The following is a 20789-nucleotide window of genomic DNA, read 5'->3' as shown; positions in this document are numbered from 1 at the left end:
CTTCATCTCTTCGCCTTCGGGCCGGCCGTGAATACCGGGTGCGCATAGGTTCCCTCAATGCTCACCGGAATCTGTGCACCTGCGTGTTTACGCTTGTAAAAAGGTGTAGCGATCTTGAGCAAGATGGATTTGAACCCGGTGGTGGCCTGAGAGACTGTGGCCTGCATCCGCAAGTTGCCGCGCAGATCCACCTGGGAGTTGAGCAGGCTGTAGGAGCCCTGCAGTCTGGCATGCGCTCCAGGCACCGCAAATGACAGACTGCTGAAGGTTGCGACGCCACTCTGCAGCTTGACCTGCCCTCTCAAATCAGACTGAACCGAATCAAGGTCAGTATTTTTATTGCCGAGCGCCCGCTCGCTGAGAAGGTCTACCTCTGCCTTGGTCGATGGGCGCGTCGGCTGGGCGTGTTCCATCCCGAAGGCGCCTTCCAGCTGTACCCGGGTAAGAAAACCTTGAGGGCCCGGCGGAAGAGTGACCTGGGTATGGAACTGGATGGGCCCTGTCGCCGGAGGAACCGCAGAGGAAAGAAGAAGCCGCAGCAGATCGTCGATGCGTCCCTCAGGAGAGCTGATCGATAGAGTGGTGAGCTTGCCGGAGCCCGCGGGTGAATCGGCCACGACGCCATGCGATTCGAGCCGGGTGCGGGCGAGCTGTGCGATGACGCTTTTCAGCACCACATCGCCCGTGGCGCCGTTCACTACGGTTTGGAAGCCAGCCTTGAGCGGCAGGGGATGGTGCGCGGATTTAACCTCAAAGTTCGGCACCAGGGCCTCGCCGCTCACCGCAAGGCGATTCAGGGGGCCATCGAATCTTCCATCCGAGGAAAGCTGGCCGGCAATGCCCGGGAAGACACCCATGTCTGCATGCCGCAGAGAGTAGCTGCCGGTGAGATGGGTACTGCCGGGGTTGCCGAGCTGGAGCGGTCCAAATTGTCCGGAGAGTTGAAGCTGCGCCGGAGGAATCGGGTTGCTCAACGCAGCGTGGAAGGTCAACGGACCGTTGCCGCCCATGGAACGCAGGGAAAGATGCTGCAGGATGAAGCGCAGCGGCGGCTTCGCCGGGTCCGTCTCGATCTCGAGTACAGCTCCGTCGGCGAGGAAGTGATCGATGACCGTGGACTTCCAGCCTCCGCCCTCCGCCCCAATCTGCTTGCCCTTGCGGGATGGAGCTGCATTGATGCGAAGAAAGAGCTGCTCCGCCACCAGACTTGATACACGGGTTGGACTGGTGAGCATACCAAAGTAGCTCCCGCGGACCGTCACGCGGCGGACAGTAAGCCATGGTCGGGTATCGCCAGTCGCGATATGGGTGAGGACAATGTTCTCGGCGATATACCCCGGATGAGGAAAGTAGACCTGGCGGAAGGAGCCGACGGTTACGGTGCTCGCCAGGTTACGCCCGAGATCGCGAATAAATTTGGCCCGGCCATAGGACCGCCAGCCGAGGAGAGCGAGCGCCGCAGTGGCACAGATCAGAATCGCGGCAGGGAGCAGGAGAAAGAGCCGCAGGCGCGAGCTGCTCCTCGCTTCTCCTGAAGAGTCCTCAACGTGAATGGTAGGTGCGACTGCCATAGCGGGGCCCGATACGAAAAATAAGACGCAATGGCTCCAAGGGAGTTGGCTGGCTCGCGAAGAAAGCACGGCAGAAGCAGGAAGGGGCCTCTGCCGCGAGATGGGTTACGGCTTTCCGTGCTCTGCCGCAGTGCCTGCGCCAATAACAGCGAGAAGCGGATCTTCGGGGATCAGCTCGACGGTGTAGCTCTGCAGCGGACTCATCTTGACCATCTCATAGAGGACTTCCTTGAGCCGGGAGAGATCGAGACGGTCGATATCACGGCCGGTGAAATAGAAGCGTCCCGGCCCTTCGATATGGATCTGCGTTGCAGTCGCGGCAGCCAGCGCGCGGTGCCAGAGCTCGACGAAGTCGCAGCAGCGCCTGTCGCCGTGCTTCGCAGCCTCGAAGATCTCGTCCGGCTCCATGTCAAGAAAGCGGAGGCGCATGGCGCGGTGACCCATGATGCCTTCCAGATGGCCTTTGCCGCCGCAGCCGCAGTAGTTCTCGCGCGGATCGAGCGTAACGGTCGTGTGGCCGCCCTCCCAGGGACCCTCGGTGTAGGGAAACCGCCCGAAGCCTATGCCGTTGCCGACCGTCCAGACGCGGATGAGGCGGTCGAGCTGGCCCCGGGTGGCTGCAATGCCGGCGGCTGTCGCATCGGCGTCGTTGAAGACGCTGACCTTGTGACTGATGCCCCGTGAAGCAAGGCCGGCATTGATCATCGCGGCAATGTGGGCTCCCTTGAGCTGGGCAAGATTAGGCGAGTCTTCGATGATGCCGTTGCGGACGATGCCCGGCAGCGCGACACCAATTGCACTGATCTCGTTATCGGTAGCGAGGGCTTCGATCTGGGTGCAGATGATCTCGCAGAGCGCGTCCACGGGTAGCTCGACGAGGGCGCCGGTTTCTTCTTCAGACGCGGGAAAGCGGCGGAGCTCGCCGACAAGCTTATGGTCCTCAAAGCAGCCCGCGAGCACCTGCTCTGCCATGACAACGCCAATGGTCTTCGCCATTTGCTCCTCTTCTCTCTTGCCCCTTTGTTCAGGTGGGCAGATCCAGTGCCCGCGCAGCTTTACTCGAAGCGCGCGAGCCGGTTCACACCGTTAAAGGCGGCGGCTTTGTAGCACTCCGCCAGCGTGGGATAGTTGAACACTGTGTTGATGAAGTAGTCCACCGTACCATTGAGGACCATGACAGCCTGGCCGATGTGGATCAGCTCTGCTGCGCCCTCTCCGATGATGTGGACACCGAGAATGGCGCGGGTCTCACGGTGGAAGATCAGCTTGAGCCGGCCGGTGGTATCCCCGCGAATCTGTCCGCGGGCAATCTCACGATAGTAGGAGACGCCGACCTCGTACGGAACGTCCTCCTCGGTGAGCTGCTCTTCCGTCTTGCCGATGAAGGAGATCTCCGGGATGGTGTAGATGCCATAGGGGTAGAAGCTGGGATTGGACTGCTCAGTCTCGTCACCATAAGCGCGCGCGACAGCGATGCGGCCCTGCTCCATCGAAACAGAGGCAAGGCTGGGAAAGCCGATCACGTCTCCGGCAGCGAAGATATTGGGGACCTTGGTACGGAAGTCCTTATCGACGGGGATGCGTCCGCGGGCATCGGCTTCAATACCGGCGGCGGCCAGGTTCAGCTCATCGATGTTGCCCTGGCGGCCGACCGCATAGAGCAGCGCGTCGCCGGAGATGCGCTTCTTGCTTTCGAGATTGGCGACGACAGTACCGTCGGGCAGCTCTTCCACGCTCTCCACCTCTTCGTGCAGGCGCATGGTGACGCGGCTGTCGCGGAGGTGATAGCTGAGCGCCTCGACAATCTCCTGGTCGGCGAACTCAAGCAGCTTGGGACGCTTTTCAACCAGAGTGACGCGCACGCCAAGGGCGGCGAACATGCAGGTGTACTCAACGCCGATGACGCCACCGCCGACCACAATGAGCGTCTTCGGCAGATTGGCCAGATCGAGCACCTGATCGCTGTTGACGATGGTCTTGCCGTTGATGGGAACCTTGGCCGTGCTGGCGGGCTTGGTGCCGACGGCGATGATGATCTTCTCCGCTTCATGAACGGTGCTGCTGCCCATTCCATCCACACGGACGTGATGCTCATCGACAAATTGCGCAGTGCCGGTGATGACCTCGACTCCATTGCGGGAGAGCTGCGCCTCCGTGACGTCGATCTCCGTCTTGATGACATGCTGCACGCGAAAGGCGAGATCGGACATCGTGATCTTTTCCTTGACGCGGTAGTTCATGCCATAAATGGAGCGATAGTTATAGCCGGAAAGGTGCAACACGGCTTCGCGCATCGTCTTGCTGGGTATAGTGCCGGTATTGATACAGACGCCGCCGACGACGCTTCGCATCTCGACGAGCGCCACACGCTTGCCCTTCTTGACGGCGGAGACTGCCGCGCGTTGTCCGGAGGGGCCGGAGCCGATTACTAGCAAATCATAAGTAGCCATGTCGTAGTTGTTCAGTGCGGAAGCAGCTTCCGGAGAAGCAAACCCCTGTCTCCACTTTAACTCTGTGCGGGGCCCTGTGCTTGAAAGTGGGGTTTCTACTTATCGTTCATGCCTAAAATGGGCTTAGATGCAGCTTTATGCCATCACCGACGGAACCAGTGGCCGCGAACCCGCTGACCGCCTGATCGAACAGGCTGCGCGGTGGGCTGCGGGCGGCGTGGACTTCATCCAGATACGCGAAAAGCATCTCTCGCCCGCTGTCCTGCGGGGGCTGACAAAAGCCATTGTCGCCGCCGTGCGGAAGCAGAACTCCAACACTCGGGTGCTGCTGAACGGCGCGGCGGAGCTGGCCCGGGAAGCGGGTGCGGACGGCATTCACCTCGCGGGGGAGAGGCTTCACGAGATCGACGCAGTGCGGCTGCGCCTGCCTGGGGCGACTCTCAGCGTAGCCTGCCACTCCGCGGAGGAGATTACACAGGCACACGAGGCCGGGGCCACGATGGCCCTGTTTGCGCCGGTCTTTGAGAAGCCGCTGCCCGGCGGACGGCTCGCCGGACGCGGGCTTGAGGAGCTTGAAGCGACGTGCGCTGTGGCGGATGGCATGCCGGTCTACGCGCTGGGCGGCATCACCGTCGCTAACGCGCGGCTCTGCATGGAAGCGGGAGCAACAGGGGTGGCGGGAATACGCCTCTTTGCCGGTGAAGGATGGCTTCTGCTGCGGTGATCTGCCGCACGAAAGTCACCGCCCGCGACCCTCACTTTCGCGGCGATTCTCCGCCAAACGCGTGATATGCTTGGCGTTTTCCGGAGGATTTTACCTGCTATGCCCTTTGCAAGACAGTCTCTTAGCCTGATATTGCTGGCTGCCCTGGCCGGCGGATGCGCGTTTGCCCAGTCGGCTGACGAAAGCGGCCCCTGGGACGCGCCCCAGCCTGCCGTCGAGAAACTCGACCTGACCATGTACCAGCGCATCCGGGAAGAGGGACTGATGCACTCCCACATCATGGAGTACGCCTCGGCGCTCTCCGATGACATTGGCCCGAGGCTGACAGGCTCGCCGAACATGGCCAAGGCGAACGCCTGGACGCGGGACCAGCTGACGGCGATGGGCTGCGTGAATGCCCACCTGGAGGATTGGGGCGAGTTTGGCATGGGCTGGCAGCAGCTGAACACCTGGGTGCGGATGACTTCGCCCGACACAGCGGTCTTTATCGCGCAGGCGACGCCGTGGTCGCCCTCGACCCACGGGGCGGTAACGGGCGAGGCGACTATCGTCACGATTAATGACGAGAAGGATTTTGACAAATACAAAGGGAAACTCGCGGGCAAGATGGTGCTGCTGGGCGAGATGCGCGATGTGCCTCCCGTGGACAAGCCCCTCTTCACCCGCTACACCGATGAAGAACTGAAGAAGATGGAAGAGTACCCGACCGCGGGCGGTCCGGGGCCGGATTACCAGAAGCGGCTGCAGGCGTACATGAAGCGCTATCAGCTCACAGAGAAGATCGCCGAGTTTCTAGCTAAAGAACATGCCGCCGGGGTGATCCGGCCGAGTCGCGACGCCGAGGATAGCGGCGGCTCCGGGGGCACATTCTTTGACGATAACGGCGCGGCGCTGGGACGCACGCCCTACAAGGCAGACCACGCGGTCAAGGTGCCGGTGGTGGTGATGGCGATCGAAAACTACGGCCGCGTCTACAGGCTGCTGGAAGCACATGTTCCGGTGAGCCTGCAGATGGACGTGGAGACGAAATTCACGGGAGACCACGAGCACGGATTCGATACCGTGGCGGAGATCCCAGGCACGGACCCCTCGCTGAAGGATCAGGTAGTGATGGTTGGCGGCCACCTCGACAGCTGGATCGCAGGAACCGGCGCAACCGACAATGGCGCCGGCTCAGTCGTTGCCATGGAAGTGATGCGCATCCTCAAGGCTCTGGACGTGCACCCGCGGAGAACCATCCGCATTGCGTTGTGGAGCGGCGAGGAAGAGGGCCTCTTTGGCTCCAGGGGCTACGCCCGCGACCATTTCGGCTCGGCTCCGCTGTCGACCGCACCGGACCAGTTGATAATGCCGGAGTTCCTGCGCAAAGCTGCAGGGCCTCTCTCGCTCAAACCGGAGCAGAAGCTGATCTCCGGCTACTTCAATGTAGATAACGGCTCGGGCCGCATCCGTGGAGTTTACCTGCAGGAGAATGCGGCAGTGGCGCCGATCTTCTCGCAATGGATCGCGCCGCTCAAGGACCTGGGGGTGAGCACCCTCTCCATGCGCAACACCGGCGGGACAGACCACCTGTCCTTCGACGCTGTTGGGATCCCGGGCTTCCAGTTTATTCAGGACCCGCTGGACTACGAGACGCGGACGCACCACTCCAACATGGATACCTATGAGCGGCTGCAGCCCGGCGACCTGAAGCAGGCGGCGGTGGTCGAGGCGATCTTTGTCTACAACACTGCCATGCGCGACCAGATGCTGCCACGGAAGCCGCTGCCGCATCCGGAGCTTCGCGACAAGCAGAATGCTCCGCTGCCGGGGCTCTTCCCGGGAGCCGTGGAGCCGAAGTAAGGGCGCGCAGAGGGTTGGCGCTGGCCTCAGTGCCAACCCTCCGCGGTTTCATGATCCTGCTATTGACTCACTCTGAAAACATCATTCGCGACTGCCCCATCCAGAAGCGATTACTCCATCGCACAACCGGCCCTACGTTGCGCGCCATCAGCCGGGCGACAGCCTCGTGGTAGGGCCCTACGAAGCGCGCAGCGTCAGGCAGCCTGCGATAGAAAACGGGCAGCCACTGCCGCGCACGCGCTGCTGCGGCTGCTTCCCGCTGCCCGGCCGAAAGCTCAAACTGCTCGCGAAGCCGCTCAGGCAGCCATACCGCGGTGAGCGCTCTGTACCAGCCCGGCACGGGAACCCATGATCCTCTTCCATGAAGAACGTGATGCGCCAGCCCGCGCGACAGCGCATTGACCCCCAGCGTCTCCGAGTCCCACATGGCGCGGTTGTAGGCAGCGAAAGCTGCCCAGTCAGCAGGCAGCGCCGAGGGCGGAATCCCGAAGAGAGCCGCCATGAGCTTGCTCTCGGCATAGTAGGCCTCGCGCTCGGCCGCCGACAGGGGTGGCGATACGACTTCGTAGGCCAGCAAGGCGCTCTCCACCAAGGTGGCGTGTACCCAGCGGAGGGCATTGATCTCGTTGGCCTGGTAGACGGAGCCTCGCGCATGAGCGGCCACCGCTGCCGGAAGTCGGCCTGTGATGCGCGAGTGCATCTGATAGAGACTTTGCGAGGCGGACAAGGCCTGGTTGAGCGTGCCGAAGACCATGGTGAAAATGACCCGGAAGGTATTGTGAAAACGGGCCAGAGGATCATTTCGCAGGTTCGAATGCTGATCGAGCGCTGCCGCCACCCAGGGATGTGCCAGCTGCAGCAGCGCCGCCCGGCCGGCTCCGAGGAAGAGGGCGGATTCGCGGTTGACTTTCCAGCTGACAGACGATGGCCCGAAGATGCCCGCGCGCGGGTCGGCGGTGCGGGCTGCGAGCCACTTCCATAGTTCAGAGATGTCGTCGGGCGTGATTGTCGAGGCGGTTTCCATAGATGCGCTGCCTATGGGCAACGCATCCACTCTATCGCCCTTCGCGCTGGATGCGCACGAAGACCCCTTCGGGCAGTTCCCCTTCCAGCAGGTGAATAACGCCGCCCTTGACGAATCCGCGCATGAGCTTGGGAGGCGCCGGCGCGCTTGCGGCAGCAGCAGGAGCCTTGCCTGTGCCTTTGTCCATGGCTTCGTTGGCCAGGCGGTCGGCATCGCGATTCTTCTCGCGCAGGACGTGGGTGATCTGAAACTTCTTGAGCTTCGCGATCCGGCGCTTCGCCTCTTCGTAAAGCGGGCGCAGCTCCGGGCTCTTGACCTGATACTGCCCCTTGATCTGCTTAACCATCAGTTCGGAGTCGGAGACTACCTTGAGCCACGGATGCCCCTCTTCCACGGCGAACTCGAGCGACGCCAGCAGGCCGGAGTATTCGGCATAGTTATTCGTCTTCTTGCCGAGATATTCGCTCAGCTCGGCAAGCTTGATGTGGTCTTCGGTCTCGATATAGACGCCGTAGCCCGCGGGACCGGGGTTACCGCGCGAACCTCCGTCGCAGTAGGCGATGATCCAGCTCTCTTCTGTCTCGTGAAGCATACTTCGAGTCTAGCGGAAGCGGTTGCGGAAAAGACTGCAGCCACAGGAGCATCGAGGCAATCTAAATAGTTGTCACAACGACGCCTACAGGAGAAATGAACGATGCCTCTGCATCCTGAAGAAGTGGAAAAACTGAAGCACGCGCCGGCCGTGAGCGGTGTGCCCGAGATCATTCTGCATCGCTGGAGCCCACGCGCTTTCGCAGACAAGGAAGTCTCAGGCGACGACCTGAAGAAGATTTTTGAGGCTGCACGGTGGGCCGCATCGTCTTTCAACGAGCAGCCGTGGCGCTTCCTGGTGGGGCGGCGTGGCGACGCAACCTACAAGAAAATCTTCGAATCGCTGGTCGAGTTCAACCAGCTGTGGGCCAAGAGCGCGCCGGTGCTGATTCTTTCTATCGGCAAGAAGACCTTCTCGCATAATGGGGCGGCCAACAAATACGCGCTGCATGATGTAGGCGCAGCGACTGCCTACCTAGGGCTGGGAGCCACTGCAGCGGGGCTGCACACGCACTCCATGGCTGGCTTCGACTCCGACAAGGCGCGGGCATCGCTGGCTATTCCCGACGATTACGAAATCGGAGCAGTAACGGCGCTGGGCTACTTTGGCGATTCCGCAACGCTGCCCGAGCAGATGAGGCAGACAGAGGAAGCGGCGCGGTCGCGTAGGCCGCTGGAAGAGATTGTGCTTTCGGAGTTTGACAAACCCGCACAGTTCTAAGGCTTGCGCCCCCCCTGGCGGGCTAGACCGCCGGGGGCGCCACCTGCCGCCGCGCCATCCCTTTGCGGATGGCTGTGACAGCGATGGCTACGATAACCAGCCCGAGCAGGCTCAGCAGCAGGGTATGGTGTTCATGCGCGAGGCGGCCCACGAGTCCCACAGCCTCCGGACCGTAGCGAATCGCAAGGTATCCCTCGATGCCGAAGCGCACCAGGCGACCGAGAAACACGGCCAGCAGAAAGTTCGTGGTGCGCATTTCAAAGACGCCTGCTCCGAAGACGAAGACCTTCCAGGGGGTCGGCGGCGGCAACATGGAGGGAATCAGCAGCGCAAGAAACTCCTGGCGCTCGAAACGGTCGCGCAGCTTCTCATACTTTTCGCGCTCGATGCGCTTGAGCAGGAAAAGTTCGCCGCCGGCGCGGCCAAGCAGAAATGGCAGCAGCCCGCCAATCGCCGATCCCAGCGCCGCCATGATGACGAAGAGGTAGTAGCGATGAGGGTTGTTCCATGCGTAGAAGGCCATGATGGGATCCATCGGCACCGGCATGGAGCTGGAATCAAGCAGGGAGATTGCCCCCGCACCCCAGAAGCCCATGGGCTTGAGGACGGTGAGCAGCCATACTTTGTACTTAAGAAAGAGCGCGATCAGGTGTTTCAAGGATTCAGGTCAGGCGGAAAACGCCGCTTTCTAATCGAGAATGCAATGAAATATAAAAACGCAGAGGCGGCAACAGCCGCCTCTGCATGGGACTGATGAGAGAGTCGCCTACTTGGCGGCGACTGCTTCCTTTTCCTTGCCGGCGCCCAGCTCCGTCAGGCGCTTGGCCAGCAGCTTCTCCAGGTTTTCCAGCGCGGCGCTGAAGCCCTCAATGCCTTCCTTGAGCTTGTCATGAGCCATGCGATCGGCTGCATGCATCTTCTCAAAGGTCGCTTCATCGATGGTGAGTTTCTCGATCGACATGGACTCGGCATTCTTCGGATCAAGCTTGCGCGGCAGCTCTTCCTGCTTCGAATCCAGCTCCGCGAGAAGATTGGGCGAGATCGTCAGCAAGTCGCAGCCTGCCAGTTCGCGAATCTCACCGATATTGCGGAAGCTCGCGCCCATGACCTGCGTCTTGTGGCCGAACTTCTTGAAATAGTTGTAGATCTTCGTGACCGACTGGACGCCCGGATCATCTGCGCCCTGGTAGTCCTTGCCCGTGTCCTTCTTGTACCAGTCGAGAATGCGGCCAACGAAAGGCGAGATCAGCGTGACCTTTGCATCGGCGCAGGCAACCGCCTGGTGAATGCCGAAAAGCAGCGTCAGATTGCAGTGAATGCCTTCCTTTTCAAGCTGTTCGGCTGCGCGGATGCCAGCCCAAGTGGACGCGATCTTGATGAGCACACGCTCGCGGCCGACTCCTGCATCCTCATAGAGCTTGATGATTTCGTGGGCCTGCTTGAGGGTCTTCTCGGTGTCGTAGGAGAGACGCGCGTCTACTTCAGTGGATACGCGACCGGGAATGATCTTGAGAATGCGCTTGCCGAACTCAATGGCGAGATGCTTGAACGCGAGGTTCGCGACATCCTGATCGCTGGCGCCCTCGCCGAGCTTCTTCTTGGCTTCAAGCAGCGTGCCGTCCACAATCTCCTGATACTGCGGCATACCGGCTGCAGCGGTAATGAGGGAGGGATTCGTGGTGGCATCCTGGGGCTTGACCTTTTCGATCGCCTCGATGTCGCCGGTGTCGGCCACGACCGTCGTCATTCCACGCAATTGTTCGAGCAGTGTCTTCGACATAAGAATTCTCCTGATTTCTGCGCCTGCATTGAAAGACGCGATCACTTAGTTGGATGCGGTCGAACCGCGCTCCGCTCTATTTAAGAGTGTACCAATTCCCTCAACGGTGACGCTGACCGTATCCCCTGGCTGCATCGGGCCAACCCCTGCCGGAGTGCCGGTGGCGACCAGGTCGCCGGGCATAAGCGTCATCGCAGCAGTGATGTAGCGGAGCAGGTGATCGATGGGGAAGATAAGGTCGCGAGTGGTGCCATCCTGACGCAGCTCCCCATTGAGGTGGGTCTGGACCCGGATGCCGGCAAAAGGGTCAATTTCATCGGTGACGAGCGGCCCGACCGGACAGAAGGTATCGAACCCTTTGGCGCGTGACCACTGGCCATCGGACTTCTGCAGATCGCGGGCAGTGACGTCGTTGACGATGGTGTAGCCCCGGATATAGCCGCGGACATCCTCCGCCGCGCCGATGTGGCGCGCACGCCGGCCGATGACGATTCCCAGCTCGCCCTCGTAGTCGACGCGCTGCGAGAGGGATGGCATCTCAATCTGATCCCCGGACGCGATGATCGAGGAGGGAGGCTTGAGAAAGAGAAGCGGCTCCCGGGGAACGTCATTGCCGAGTTCCGCGGCATGATCGCGGTAGTTGCGGCCGATGCAGACGATCTTCGAGGGTGTGACCGGGGCGAGCAGCTTCGCTTCGCCCAGCGGAAGCGGCTGAAACTCCCCCACGGAAGCTGCAGCGGCGGAAGCATCCTCAGGAGAAGGCAGGAGCCGCGTGATGGTTTCCACACCGTTGCGGTTTTCAACCGCGCCATAGTGAGCAACCTTGCCGTCAAGCAGAAAGCGGCAGTAGCGCATCAGTTCTGGCCCTCATCTTCAAACCGCCGCGCCTGATCCTTCCGCTTGAGTTCGCGGGCCGGCACTCCGCCGACGATGGAGTGGTCGGCGACAGGCTTTGTCGCCACGCCCATCGCGCCGAGCATGGCATCTTCGCCGATGCTGACGCCGGCCATCACCGATGAGTGATAGGTGAGCCGCGCACCGGGCCCGATAACGGTCTGCCGGTTCTCAACAATGCTGGAGTCGACCGGGTCATGAGCATGCGAGTAAATCGCCGAGTAGTCGGAGATGGAGGTGCCTTTTTTGATGATGATCTCGCCGCGGTCATCGAGCATGACGTACTTGTGGATCACGCAGTTGTCTTCGATGGTCAGGTTGTAGCCGTAGCTGAACTCGACCCCGTGGAAGATCTTCACGTTGCTGCCGATGTGCTTGAAGATGTGCTTGCCCAGCATGGCGCGAAAGCGGAAACCGAGCCAATGGTTCAGCGAAACAGGAGAGCGGTCGAACATCTGCCAGAAGTAGATCAGCGGCTTGATGCAGGCGTATTTCTCCTCGTCGATATCGCCGTAGTACTCAGGCTCCAGGGTGACGTTCTTCGAGTCGAAGGAGAGCTGCAGCACGTTAAAGGGCAACTCGCTGGTGAGGGTGAAGTTGAGCTTGCCGCCCTTGGGCTGGCCGAGCATCAACTGGTGCAGATTGTCGTGGACAAGCTCGGCGCGGAGGGCAGGCTTTCTGTGCTTGGTGAACTCTTCGTCGAGGTAGGTAATCCAGCGCGTGAAGACCTCTTCGGCCTCGCGGGAGGGATGCAGATCGCGGTATGGGTAGCGTGGCATGTCGTTATCAGATTAAGCCTCAGAGCGGGATGTATGCCACGGAAAGCTATTCAATGGCGAAGACAGCGTAGACCGTAGCCGACCTCTCGACGCGGCGTGGAGAGAGGCTCAGGGGCTCAACTTTCTGCTGTCCCGAGGCGCTGCCCGCTTCCATCGTCATGGCTGCACGGCCCTTGAGAGCGAAGACCGGCCTCTGCGGCGCCTCATTGCTGGCATACATCAGAGAGCCGAGCTGGGCGCCGAGGCCTTTGGCCATTTGCCCGGCGATGGCCCGCGCCCGCTGGAGCGCCCGGGCTGCGGCCTGGGCCTGCAGAGAGTCGTCATCATTCACGGTCCAGTCGATCTGGCCGCTGTTGTTGGCTCCGGCCTTGATCGCGGCATCGAGAGTCTTCGCCGCATCCTGCGCCTTGACCTTGACGCTCCAGGACTGCTGAACGCTGTACTTGCGTATCAGCCGCTCCGCCGGGGACAGGTTCTGCAGCTCAAAGGGCTGGACTTCCGCGACGCCCTGAGATTCGCTCTCGATATTCTGCTTTTCAACGCCCAGAGCCTTCAGCGCCGACGCGACGGCGTTCGAGCTCTTCGAACCTGCCGCGTAGGCTGCGTTCGCATCGGACGCGTAGTCCTTGAAGCCGATATGAACGATCGCCGCGTCCGCGTCTGCACTGGCTGAATCGCTGGTGGTGACGGCAATTGTCCGATTGTTTCTGTCTATCTGGATGGTCGGCGTTTGCGCCCGCGCCAGGCCAGCCACCAAAAACAGCCCCGCAACTGCTCCTGCCATGCTTCGCATCTTCATCGTTCCTGCCTCCGTATGCCGGTTAAACACGAGATTGCGATTTCTGTTCCTGCCGGACCTGCCGCAGCGCAGCGAGGGTACACACTGCGGCTCCGGAATCCACTGCGTCCGCACAACGCTCCACCCCTTCGCGGAGATCCGCCACCAGCCCTGCCACCCTGAGCGCCGCTGCTGCATTGAGCAGGACGATATCTCGCCGCGGCCCCGATGCGCCCTGCAGGATGCTTTCGATCATGGCTGCGCTCTCCTCCGCGGTGCTTCCGCCGCGCAACTCCGCAATCGATGCGGGTGGCAGGCCAGCCTCTTCCGGTGCAATGACGACCTTGGACAGCCGATTGTGCTCGTTCACCACTACGGCATCGGTTTCGCAGAGGCCGATCTCATCCAGACCATCACGCGCATGTACGGCCATCGCCGAGCGGATCCCCAGCCGCGACATGGCCTCGGCCACGGGCACCAGCTTATCTTCGGCAAAGACGCCCATCACCTGCGCCTGTGCCCCAGCCGGGTTCGTCAGCGGGCCGGCGAGGTTGAAGATGGTCCGGAAGCCCAGCGCCCGCCGTACCGGCTGGACGCGCTTCATGGCCGGGTGAAGGAGCGGCGCATAGAGGAACATGAATCCGGTAGCGCGGAGGCATTCGACGGCCTGCGCAGGAGGCAGATCCACGGGCACACCCAGCGCTTCGAGAACATCTGCCGAGCCGCATTTTGAGGTGACGCCACGGTTGCCGTGCTTGGCCACGCGGGCGCCGGCGGCAGCAGCAACCAGTGCCGCCGCAGTCGAAATATTGAAGGTCCCCATGCCATCGCCGCCCGTGCCGCAGGTGTCCACGAGCTGCGCACGCTCCGCCTCAGTGAGTGGCAGGGGCACCGCCAAAGCGCGCATGGCCTCGGCAAAGCCGGTGAGTTCGTCCGCCGTCTCACCGCGCACAGCAATCGAAGTGAGCAGCGCCGCAATCTCCACATCGCTCGCGTCCCCGCCAAGCATGGCGTTGAGCGCCGCATGAGATTCTGCGCGGGTGAGCGGGCGGTGTTCGCCAATTGTGGCAATGAGCAGGTCTTTAAGCGTGGCCATCGGTGCTGTCATCGTACCGAAGGCCGCGCCGGCAAGGAAACTCCTGCCGCCCGTGGAGGAATCGCCGGGCTGGCTGGCTGGCGTTGCATGGTCTGCAGGCTGCAGGTCCTGTACCCCTGCGAAGAGGCCTCTGGATGTGCAGGATCGTTAGAAATGACGGGCCTGGCGGCCGCGGCTGTTTGCCCGTTGACTTTGCGTCCGCTAGTATGAAGAGTCTGCTGTATGACTTACGGCACGCGTTGCGTAAGGACCCCTGGGCGGCTGCGAACGGAAGCGGCAACAGGGAATATTTACCGAAATTCTTATATGAAAATTCACGAGTACCAGGCAAAAGACATTCTCGCGAAATACGGCGTTGCCGTGCCGCGGGGCGAGGTGGCGAACACGCTCGACGAAGCGTTGGACGTCGCTAAGAGGCTCTTCAGCAACGGCGCGAATGGGGTAGTCGTCAAGGCCCAGATTCACGCCGGAGGCCGCGGCAAGGGCGGCGGCGTGAAGGTCGCGAAGAACATCGAGGAAGCCGAGCAGTACGCAAAGCAGATCCTCGGCATGCAGCTGGTGACCCACCAGACCGGGCCACAGGGGCAGAAGGTGCAGCGCCTGCTGATCGAGGAGACGGCGGCCATTGACCGCGAGCTCTACCTCGGCATCGTGCTGGATCGCGCAGCTGCGAAGCTGGTCTTCATGGCGTCGAAGGCGGGCGGAATGGAGATCGAGGAGGTCGCCGCCAAGGATCCGAAGGCGATTCACAAGGCGTATATCGAGCCGGCCATCGGCTTCCAGCCCTATCAGGCACGGCAGCTGGCCTTCGCGCTCGGCCTCAAGCCGAACCAGATCAATGAGGCCGTCAAGTTCATGATGGGCCTCTACAAGGTCTACGTTGATACCGATGCTTCCCTGCTGGAGATCAATCCCTTCATCACGACGAAGGATGACAAGCTCTTTGCTCTGGACTGCAAGATCAACTTCGACGATAACGCGATGTTCCGGCACAAGGAACTGAAGGAACTGCGTGACGTCGCCGAGGAAGATCCACTTGAGGTAGAGGCGTCAAAGTATGCGCTGAACTACATCAAGCTCGATGGCAACATCGCCTGCATGGTCAACGGGGCAGGCCTGGCCATGGCGACCATGGACATCATCCAGTACGCGGGCGGCAGCCCGGCGAACTTCCTTGACGTGGGCGGCGGCGCTAATCAGCAGCAGATTGAGCACGCCTTTGAGATTCTGCTCTCGGACAAGAACGTGCAGGCTGTCTTCATCAACATCTTCGGCGGCATTCTGCGCGTGGATACGCTGGCACAGGGCGTGGTGCAGGCGGCAAAGAATCTTGGCGTTACCGTACCCGTCGTGCTTCGCCTCGAAGGAACGAACGTCGAAGAGGGCCGGCAGATTTTGAAGGATTCCGGACTGAAGTTCATCGTTGGCGACACAATGCAGGACGCAGCAGAAAAGGTTGTTGCTGCGACCAAGGGAGGCAAGTAGACATGGCGGTTCTTGTAGACAAAAATACTCGCCTCATTGTGCAGGGCATCACCGGCAAAGAAGGCACCTTCCACGCGAAGGGCTGCGCCGAGTACGGCACCAAGGTCGTCGGAGGAGTGACACCCGGCAAGGGTGGCTCCACGCACGAGGGCTGGCCGGTATTCGACACCGTGCAGGACGCGGTCGAGCAGACCGGGGCCAACGCGACGGTCATCTTCGTACCTCCACCGTTCGCGGCCGATGCGATTCTTGAAGCCAACGAAGCAGGCCTGCCGCTGATCATCTGCATCACCGAAGGCATTCCGGTCAACGACATGGTGAAGGTCTGGAGCGTGCTTAAGCACTCCAAGTCCACCCTGGTGGGACCGAACTGCCCCGGCGTCATCTCGCCTGGCAAAGCGAAGATCGGCATCATGCCCGGACGGATTCACAAGGAAGGCAATGTCGGCATCGTTTCCCGCTCCGGCACGCTGACCTATGAGGCCGTGTATCAGCTGACCCAGCGCGGCATCGGACAGTCCACCGCCATCGGCATCGGTGGGGACCCGATCATCGGCACCACGCACATCGACGCGCTCAGGCTGCTCAACGAAGACCCGGAGACAGAGGCAATCATCCTGATCGGCGAAATCGGCGGCACCGCGGAAGAAACTGCGGCCGAGTACGTCAAGCAGCATGTGAAGAAGCCGGTTGTGGGCTTTATCGCCGGGCAGACTGCACCTCCGGGGCGCCGCATGGGCCACGCAGGCGCAATCATCTCCGGTGGACAGGGCACCGCGGCCGAAAAGATGAAGGCTCTGACGGCAGCCGGCATTCACGTCGTGGAATCACCCGCAGCGATCGGCGAGACCGTCGCTCGCGTTATCGGCAAATAACAGAGATTTACTCAGGAGCTAATACGCAAGTTATGTCGCAACGCACTTTCAGCATCATCAAGCCGGACGCTGTTCGCAAGGGCCACACCGGGGCCATTCTCGCCGAGATCGAAAAGGCGGGATTCAAGATCGTCGCCATCAAGAAGGTTTCCATCTCGAAGACGCAGGCTGAGGGGTTCTATCATGTGCACAGCGCACGGCCCTTCTTCGGTTCTCTGACAGAGTTCATGTCCTCCGGCCCCATCTTTCCGATGGTGCTCGAAAAAGAAAACGCAATTGCAGACCTGCGCAAGCTGATGGGCGCGACCAATCCGGCGAATGCCGAAGAGGGCACCATCCGTAAGAAGTTTGCGGGTTCGATCGAAGAGAATGCCATCCACGGCTCCGATGCCGAGGACACGGCGAACTTCGAAATCGGCTATTTCTTTGCCGGGTACGAACTGGTCTAAACAACCTTCCAGACACAACAAAAGCCCCGCATCTCAGCACGAGACGCGGGGCTTTTGGTTTATTTAGAGGATCGCTGAGAGGTTCTCTACTGCGCGCTCGCGCATCATCTGGTAGAGGCCGCCGATCACATACTCCTGGAAATGGGCGGAGGCGCGATGAGCTTCGTGCGCAGCGGTGTCTATGTACTGCTCATAGATCACCAGGGTGTCTGCCTCGGCCTCGGTCCAGTGCGGAACGTAGGTGACGCAGCCGGGCTCCTTGCGGGAAGCTTCTGTAGCCTTGAGCACCGCCTCGTTCACGCGGGCGCGGTCGTCGTTTGCAAACCTCATTCTTACCAAGAAACTGACCATCGCGCGGATACCTTTCTGTTATGCGTGAAGCTTGTTCAGCGCTGCCTCGAACTCCGGCAGGGCCATGGTCTGGTCGCGGTCCGGCCCGGTCGAGATCATGCCGATCTTCGCGCCTGACTCGCGCTCGAGGAAGCGCAAATATTCCTGCGCGGCCTTGGGCAGCTTCTCAAACGATGGAACGCCCTCGGTCGACTCCCTCCAGCCCTTAAGCTTCGTGTAGACAGGCTCGATGGCTTCGAGGCCGCGGACATCGGCCGGCATCGTATCGACTTCCTTGCCTGCGATGCGATAGCCGGTGCAGACCGGAATCTCCTCCAGATCGTCGAGCACATCGAGCTTGGTGACGACCAGCCACTCGGTGCCGTTGATCATGTTGGAGTAGCGCAGCAGCGGCAGGTCAAGCCATCCGCAGCGGCGCGGGCGGCCTGTGACAGCCCCGTATTCCTGGCCGCGTGCGCGCAGGACTTCCCCTGCGGCATCGTGAATCTCGGTGGGGAAAGGTCCCTCGCCCACGCGGGTCACATAGGCCTTGGTCACGCCAATGACGGTGCCGATCGCGGTGGGGCCTACGCCGGTTCCGGTGACGGCTCCCCCGGCAGTGGCAGAGGAGGAGGTCACAAACGGATAGGTTCCGTGGTCGATGTCGAGCATCGTGCCCTGCGCGCCCTCGAACATGACGCTGCCGCCCTCGCGGATCGCCTGGTTGAGCAGCGCAGCGGTGTCGGTGACAAAGGGAGCAATCTGCTCAGCAGCACGCGCGTAGTCCTCATACATCTTGGCCGGATCAAGCGGGCTGGTGCCGAACAGCGCATGGGCGATGGTGTTCTTTTCGCGGCAGGCGTTTTCGATATGCGTCTTCAGCAGGTCGCGGTTGAGCAGGTCAACGATCCGCAGGCCATTGCGGGCCATCTTATCTTCATAGGCAGGCCCGATGCCCCGGCTGGTGGTGCCGATCTTCTGCCGTCCTGGCGCGCTCTCCGCGGCCAGCTCGATCATGCGGTGATATTCGAGGATCACCTGGGCGCGGTTCGAGACGAAGAGCTGGTTATCGATATCGACGCCGAGATCGCGCAGCTTGGCAACTTCCTTAAGGAAAGCCATCGGGTCGAGCACAACTCCGTTGCCGATGACCGCGCGGCAGTCAGGCCGCAGCACGCCGCAAGGCACGAGCTGGAGGATAAACTTCTTGCCGCTGATGATGACCGTATGTCCGGCATTGTGGCCGCCGGCGTAACGGGCTACGACAGAGAAGCGCTCCGAAAGTACATCGACGATCTTGCCTTTACCTTCATCGCCCCACTGGGCGCCGAGAACGATTGCAGTCTTTGCTCGCATGGATTCCTGAGTGATTGTAATGTGCCTCGCACACGTTTCCTCTGCCCTGTGGGCGCGTTCTGCTGTTGACGCTGGAACGGTTAAAAGGAAGACCTGGATCGAAGCGTGCTTCGGGCCGGGAGGAAACCACGACCCCACACAGATGATATAACGGCCAGCCCGGGAGAAGAAACGGGAAAGCTGCAGAAGAGACGACTTTGGGGCGGCGAAGACGTCCTAGCGAAAGAAATGATCGATCAGATAATCGCGCAGCTCGAAGTCAAAGTTGCGGGTGTTCTGTGCGGTGTCCAGCGCGTCGGTATTGTAGGCAACGATATAGGCGCTGCGGGTTGCCGGGTCAATATAGAAGTGGCTCCGAAAACCGTTTTGCCATCCGGCGTGCCCAATCAGGCGCAGCCCGCCATCGTTATGCACAAAGAAGCTTGTCGTCACAAAGTCCTTTGCGCCGGGTCGTGACTGGAAATCGTCGTCCGGGATAACGGGCAGACAGGGCTTCCACATCTCTTCGAGCGACGATCGTTTGAGGACCACGCTGTACTCTTCCTCGTGCGCCGGGTCGCCCAGCAGAAAAGCCAGATACTCCAGCATGTCGGGCATGGGCGCATTGAGCCCGCCATTGGACCTCGTGATGCCGGTGTTGAAGTCGAAGGGGTCTTCCGTGAGCCGGCCGTCCTTCAGGTCCCAGCTATGGGAGCGGTAGGGCAACAGAAAATACGGACTGCGGTCGAAGTAAGAGTGGTCCATGCCGAGCGGCCGGAGAACATTTTTCTCCATATAGGTCTCGTATGAGTCGCCCGAGAGCCGCTCGATGATCTCACCCAGAAAGATGACGCCGAGGTTGGAGTAGCTGAAGCGGCTGCCCGGCGGGAAGGCGACATTCGTATACGGCATCATGGCTACGAGCTGAGACCATTCGGTCGGCTCGAAGGGCTGCCAGTCCTGGTCGCGCCACGGCCAGGTGGGGTCGCGGAAGCCACCCGAATGGGACATGACATGGCGGATGGTGACCTTCGCGATCGGGCCGTAGGGATCATGCACCTGCGCCAGTTCCGGAATGTACTTGATGAGCGGATCGTCCAGTGACAGCAGGCCTCGGTCGCGGAGCTGCATGATAGCGATGCCGGTAAAAGTCTTGGTGATCGAAGCCCAATGATAAGTGGTGCTGTCCTCTACCAGCTGATCGGGCGACCGGCGCTGGAGCCCGTAGTTCTCGCGAAAGACCACCTGTCCCCCGCGGATAAGCACGAGACTGCTTCCGATGATGCCATTCCTCCGCAGTCCACTTTCGTAGAAGCAGCGGATTGCCGGAGCGTTGGCGAGCGGCCCCTGCGCCGGGCACGGGACAGCGGCAAAGACGGACAGAACGAGCAACATCGGCAGGCACAGTCTGGGCATTCCACTCTCCGGCGTTGAGAAGCTGCTAACACTGTATATGCAGCGGTCGAGACATCGGTCGGCGACCGATCCGTGCCTCCTGGGCCCGATCAAGCTGCACTCTACCGGTGCAAGCCGCATCCAATGGGGGACATCTATGCCGCAGGGCGCCAACAATCCGCCTGAGATTCTTGCACCGAGAACCCGCGCCGCGCGGGGACTCTTTGCCGATGAGAATCTGGACATGCTCGCCCACGTGCTGGATGACTGCTTCCGCATTCCCGGCACGTCGATACGCTTCGGGCTGGACGGCATTGTCGGCCTGATCCCCGGCCTCGGCGACGTGCTTGCGGGCCTTGCTTCGACCATTCTGGTGGTAGCGGCATGGTTCCGGGGAGTGCCCTATGTGACACTCGCCCGCATGCTGGTGAACCTCGGCCTCGATGTAGTGATCGGGGCGGTTCCGCTCCTGGGCGACATCTTCGACATCGCGTGGAAGGCAAACCGCCGCAACTACGCCCTGCTCACCCGCCATCTGCATGAACCGCGACGCCATACGTGGCGCGACTGGGTCTTTCTGCTGCTGATCGGCTTTACGGTGGCGGCGATCTTTACCGCTCCCCTGCTGGTGCTCGCCTGGCTGCTGGGCTGGATGATGCACCGGCTGTGA

General features: G+C 61.2%; 21 protein-coding genes. 7 read left to right on the top strand and 14 right to left on the bottom strand.

The window, feature by feature from the left end:
• Positions 1-2 precede the first annotated feature (2 nt).
• The 3 genes from C7378_RS14045 to sthA form a co-directional block, all read right to left on the bottom strand.
• Positions 3-1571 carry an AsmA family protein gene (locus tag C7378_RS14045; RefSeq protein ID WP_131998083.1) on the bottom strand — a complete coding sequence of 523 codons (1569 nt, stop codon included), beginning with the start codon at positions 1569-1571 and terminating at the stop codon, positions 3-5.
• A 105-nt stretch (positions 1572-1676) separates the two neighbouring features.
• Positions 1677-2567, bottom strand: a complete 891-nt coding sequence (locus C7378_RS14040; RefSeq protein WP_131998080.1) for an ROK family protein — start codon at positions 2565-2567, stop codon at positions 1677-1679.
• A 59-nt stretch (positions 2568-2626) separates the two neighbouring features.
• Positions 2627-4021 (bottom strand): Si-specific NAD(P)(+) transhydrogenase, encoded by a 1395-nt coding sequence (gene sthA, locus C7378_RS14035; protein WP_131998077.1) that lies wholly within the window; start codon positions 4019-4021, stop codon positions 2627-2629.
• A gap of 127 nt (positions 4022-4148) precedes the next feature.
• On the opposite strand from sthA, the gene C7378_RS14030 reads away from it, so the two are divergent.
• Entirely contained in the window at positions 4149-4745 is a 597-nt protein-coding gene (locus C7378_RS14030; RefSeq protein ID WP_131998074.1) for a thiamine phosphate synthase, read from the top strand.
• Positions 4746-4844: 99 nt separating this feature from the next.
• Positions 4845-6587, top strand: coding sequence for a M20/M25/M40 family metallo-hydrolase (locus C7378_RS14025; RefSeq protein WP_131998071.1), 1743 nt, complete (start codon positions 4845-4847; stop codon positions 6585-6587).
• Positions 6588-6654: 67 nt separating this feature from the next.
• On the opposite strand, the gene C7378_RS14020 is transcribed toward C7378_RS14025, so the two are convergent.
• Entirely contained in the window at positions 6655-7611 is a 957-nt protein-coding gene (locus C7378_RS14020) for an oxygenase MpaB family protein (protein ID WP_131998068.1), read from the bottom strand.
• Positions 7612-7642: 31 nt separating this feature from the next.
• Positions 7643-8203, bottom strand: a complete 561-nt coding sequence (locus C7378_RS14015) for a ribonuclease HI family protein (protein WP_131998065.1) — start codon at positions 8201-8203, stop codon at positions 7643-7645.
• A 102-nt stretch (positions 8204-8305) separates the two neighbouring features.
• Here C7378_RS14015 and C7378_RS14010 point away from each other — a divergent pair, with 102 nt between their 5' ends.
• Positions 8306-8923, top strand: a complete 618-nt coding sequence (locus tag C7378_RS14010) for a nitroreductase family protein (RefSeq protein ID WP_131998062.1) — start codon at positions 8306-8308, stop codon at positions 8921-8923.
• 22 nt (positions 8924-8945) lie between these two features.
• On the opposite strand, the gene C7378_RS14005 is transcribed toward C7378_RS14010, so the two are convergent.
• The 6 genes from C7378_RS14005 to trpD form a co-directional block, all read right to left on the bottom strand.
• Complete coding sequence (locus C7378_RS14005; RefSeq protein ID WP_243648267.1) at positions 8946-9581, bottom strand: YqaA family protein; 636 nt, start codon at positions 9579-9581, stop codon at positions 8946-8948.
• Between the two features lie 108 nt (positions 9582-9689).
• Positions 9690-10703, bottom strand: a complete 1014-nt coding sequence (locus tag C7378_RS14000; RefSeq protein ID WP_131998059.1) for a transaldolase — start codon at positions 10701-10703, stop codon at positions 9690-9692.
• A 45-nt stretch (positions 10704-10748) separates the two neighbouring features.
• A complete protein-coding gene (locus C7378_RS13995) occupies positions 10749-11558 on the bottom strand; it encodes a fumarylacetoacetate hydrolase family protein (RefSeq protein WP_131998056.1) in 810 nt (269 codons plus the stop codon).
• The gene (locus tag C7378_RS13990) at positions 11558-12376 is read right to left on the bottom strand and encodes an acyltransferase (protein ID WP_131998053.1); all 819 of its coding nucleotides are present in this window, start codon (positions 12374-12376) and stop codon (positions 11558-11560) included. Before C7378_RS13990 ends, C7378_RS13995 begins: the two co-directional genes overlap by 1 nt.
• 46 nt (positions 12377-12422) lie before the next feature.
• Positions 12423-13175 (bottom strand): SIMPL domain-containing protein, encoded by a 753-nt coding sequence (locus C7378_RS13985; RefSeq protein ID WP_165876816.1) that lies wholly within the window; start codon positions 13173-13175, stop codon positions 12423-12425.
• Between the two features lie 22 nt (positions 13176-13197).
• Positions 13198-14250: an anthranilate phosphoribosyltransferase gene (gene trpD, locus C7378_RS13980; RefSeq protein WP_131998047.1), complete on the bottom strand. Its 1053-nt coding sequence runs from the start codon at positions 14248-14250 to the stop codon at positions 13198-13200.
• A 306-nt stretch (positions 14251-14556) separates the two neighbouring features.
• Here trpD and sucC point away from each other — a divergent pair, with 306 nt between their 5' ends.
• The 3 genes from sucC to ndk are packed head-to-tail and all read left to right on the top strand — an operon-like array spanning position 14557 to position 17059.
• Complete coding sequence (sucC, locus tag C7378_RS13975) at positions 14557-15735, top strand: ADP-forming succinate--CoA ligase subunit beta (protein WP_131998044.1); 1179 nt, start codon at positions 14557-14559, stop codon at positions 15733-15735.
• A gap of 2 nt (positions 15736-15737) precedes the next feature.
• Positions 15738-16610 (top strand): succinate--CoA ligase subunit alpha, encoded by an 873-nt coding sequence (sucD, locus tag C7378_RS13970; protein WP_131998041.1) that lies wholly within the window; start codon positions 15738-15740, stop codon positions 16608-16610.
• Between the two features lie 32 nt (positions 16611-16642).
• Positions 16643-17059: a nucleoside-diphosphate kinase gene (gene ndk / locus C7378_RS13965; protein WP_131998038.1), complete on the top strand. Its 417-nt coding sequence runs from the start codon at positions 16643-16645 to the stop codon at positions 17057-17059.
• 63 nt (positions 17060-17122) lie between these two features.
• Here the strand turns inward: ndk and C7378_RS13960 are convergent, their stop codons facing one another.
• From C7378_RS13960 to C7378_RS13950, 3 genes are all read right to left on the bottom strand, one after another.
• Positions 17123-17410 carry a putative quinol monooxygenase gene (locus tag C7378_RS13960; protein WP_131998035.1) on the bottom strand — a complete coding sequence of 96 codons (288 nt, stop codon included), beginning with the start codon at positions 17408-17410 and terminating at the stop codon, positions 17123-17125.
• 18 nt (positions 17411-17428) lie between these two features.
• On the bottom strand, positions 17429-18745 hold the full coding sequence (locus C7378_RS13955) for an adenylosuccinate synthase (protein ID WP_131998032.1): 1317 nt from the start codon (positions 18743-18745) through the stop codon (positions 17429-17431).
• Positions 18746-18961: 216 nt separating this feature from the next.
• Positions 18962-20140: a serine hydrolase domain-containing protein gene (locus C7378_RS13950; protein ID WP_131998030.1), complete on the bottom strand. Its 1179-nt coding sequence runs from the start codon at positions 20138-20140 to the stop codon at positions 18962-18964.
• Positions 20141-20177: 37 nt separating this feature from the next.
• Here C7378_RS13950 and C7378_RS13945 point away from each other — a divergent pair, with 37 nt between their 5' ends.
• On the top strand, positions 20178-20789 hold the full coding sequence (locus tag C7378_RS13945; protein ID WP_243648265.1) for a DUF4112 domain-containing protein: 612 nt from the start codon (positions 20178-20180) through the stop codon (positions 20787-20789).

Origin of the sequence: Acidipila rosea, assembly GCF_004339725.1 — a bacterium.
GTDB classification, from domain to species: Bacteria; Acidobacteriota; Terriglobia; order Terriglobales; family Acidobacteriaceae; genus Acidipila; species Acidipila rosea.
The sequence above is the reverse complement of the archived record's forward strand: the minus strand, read 5'-3'. Positions and strand labels throughout refer to the sequence as shown.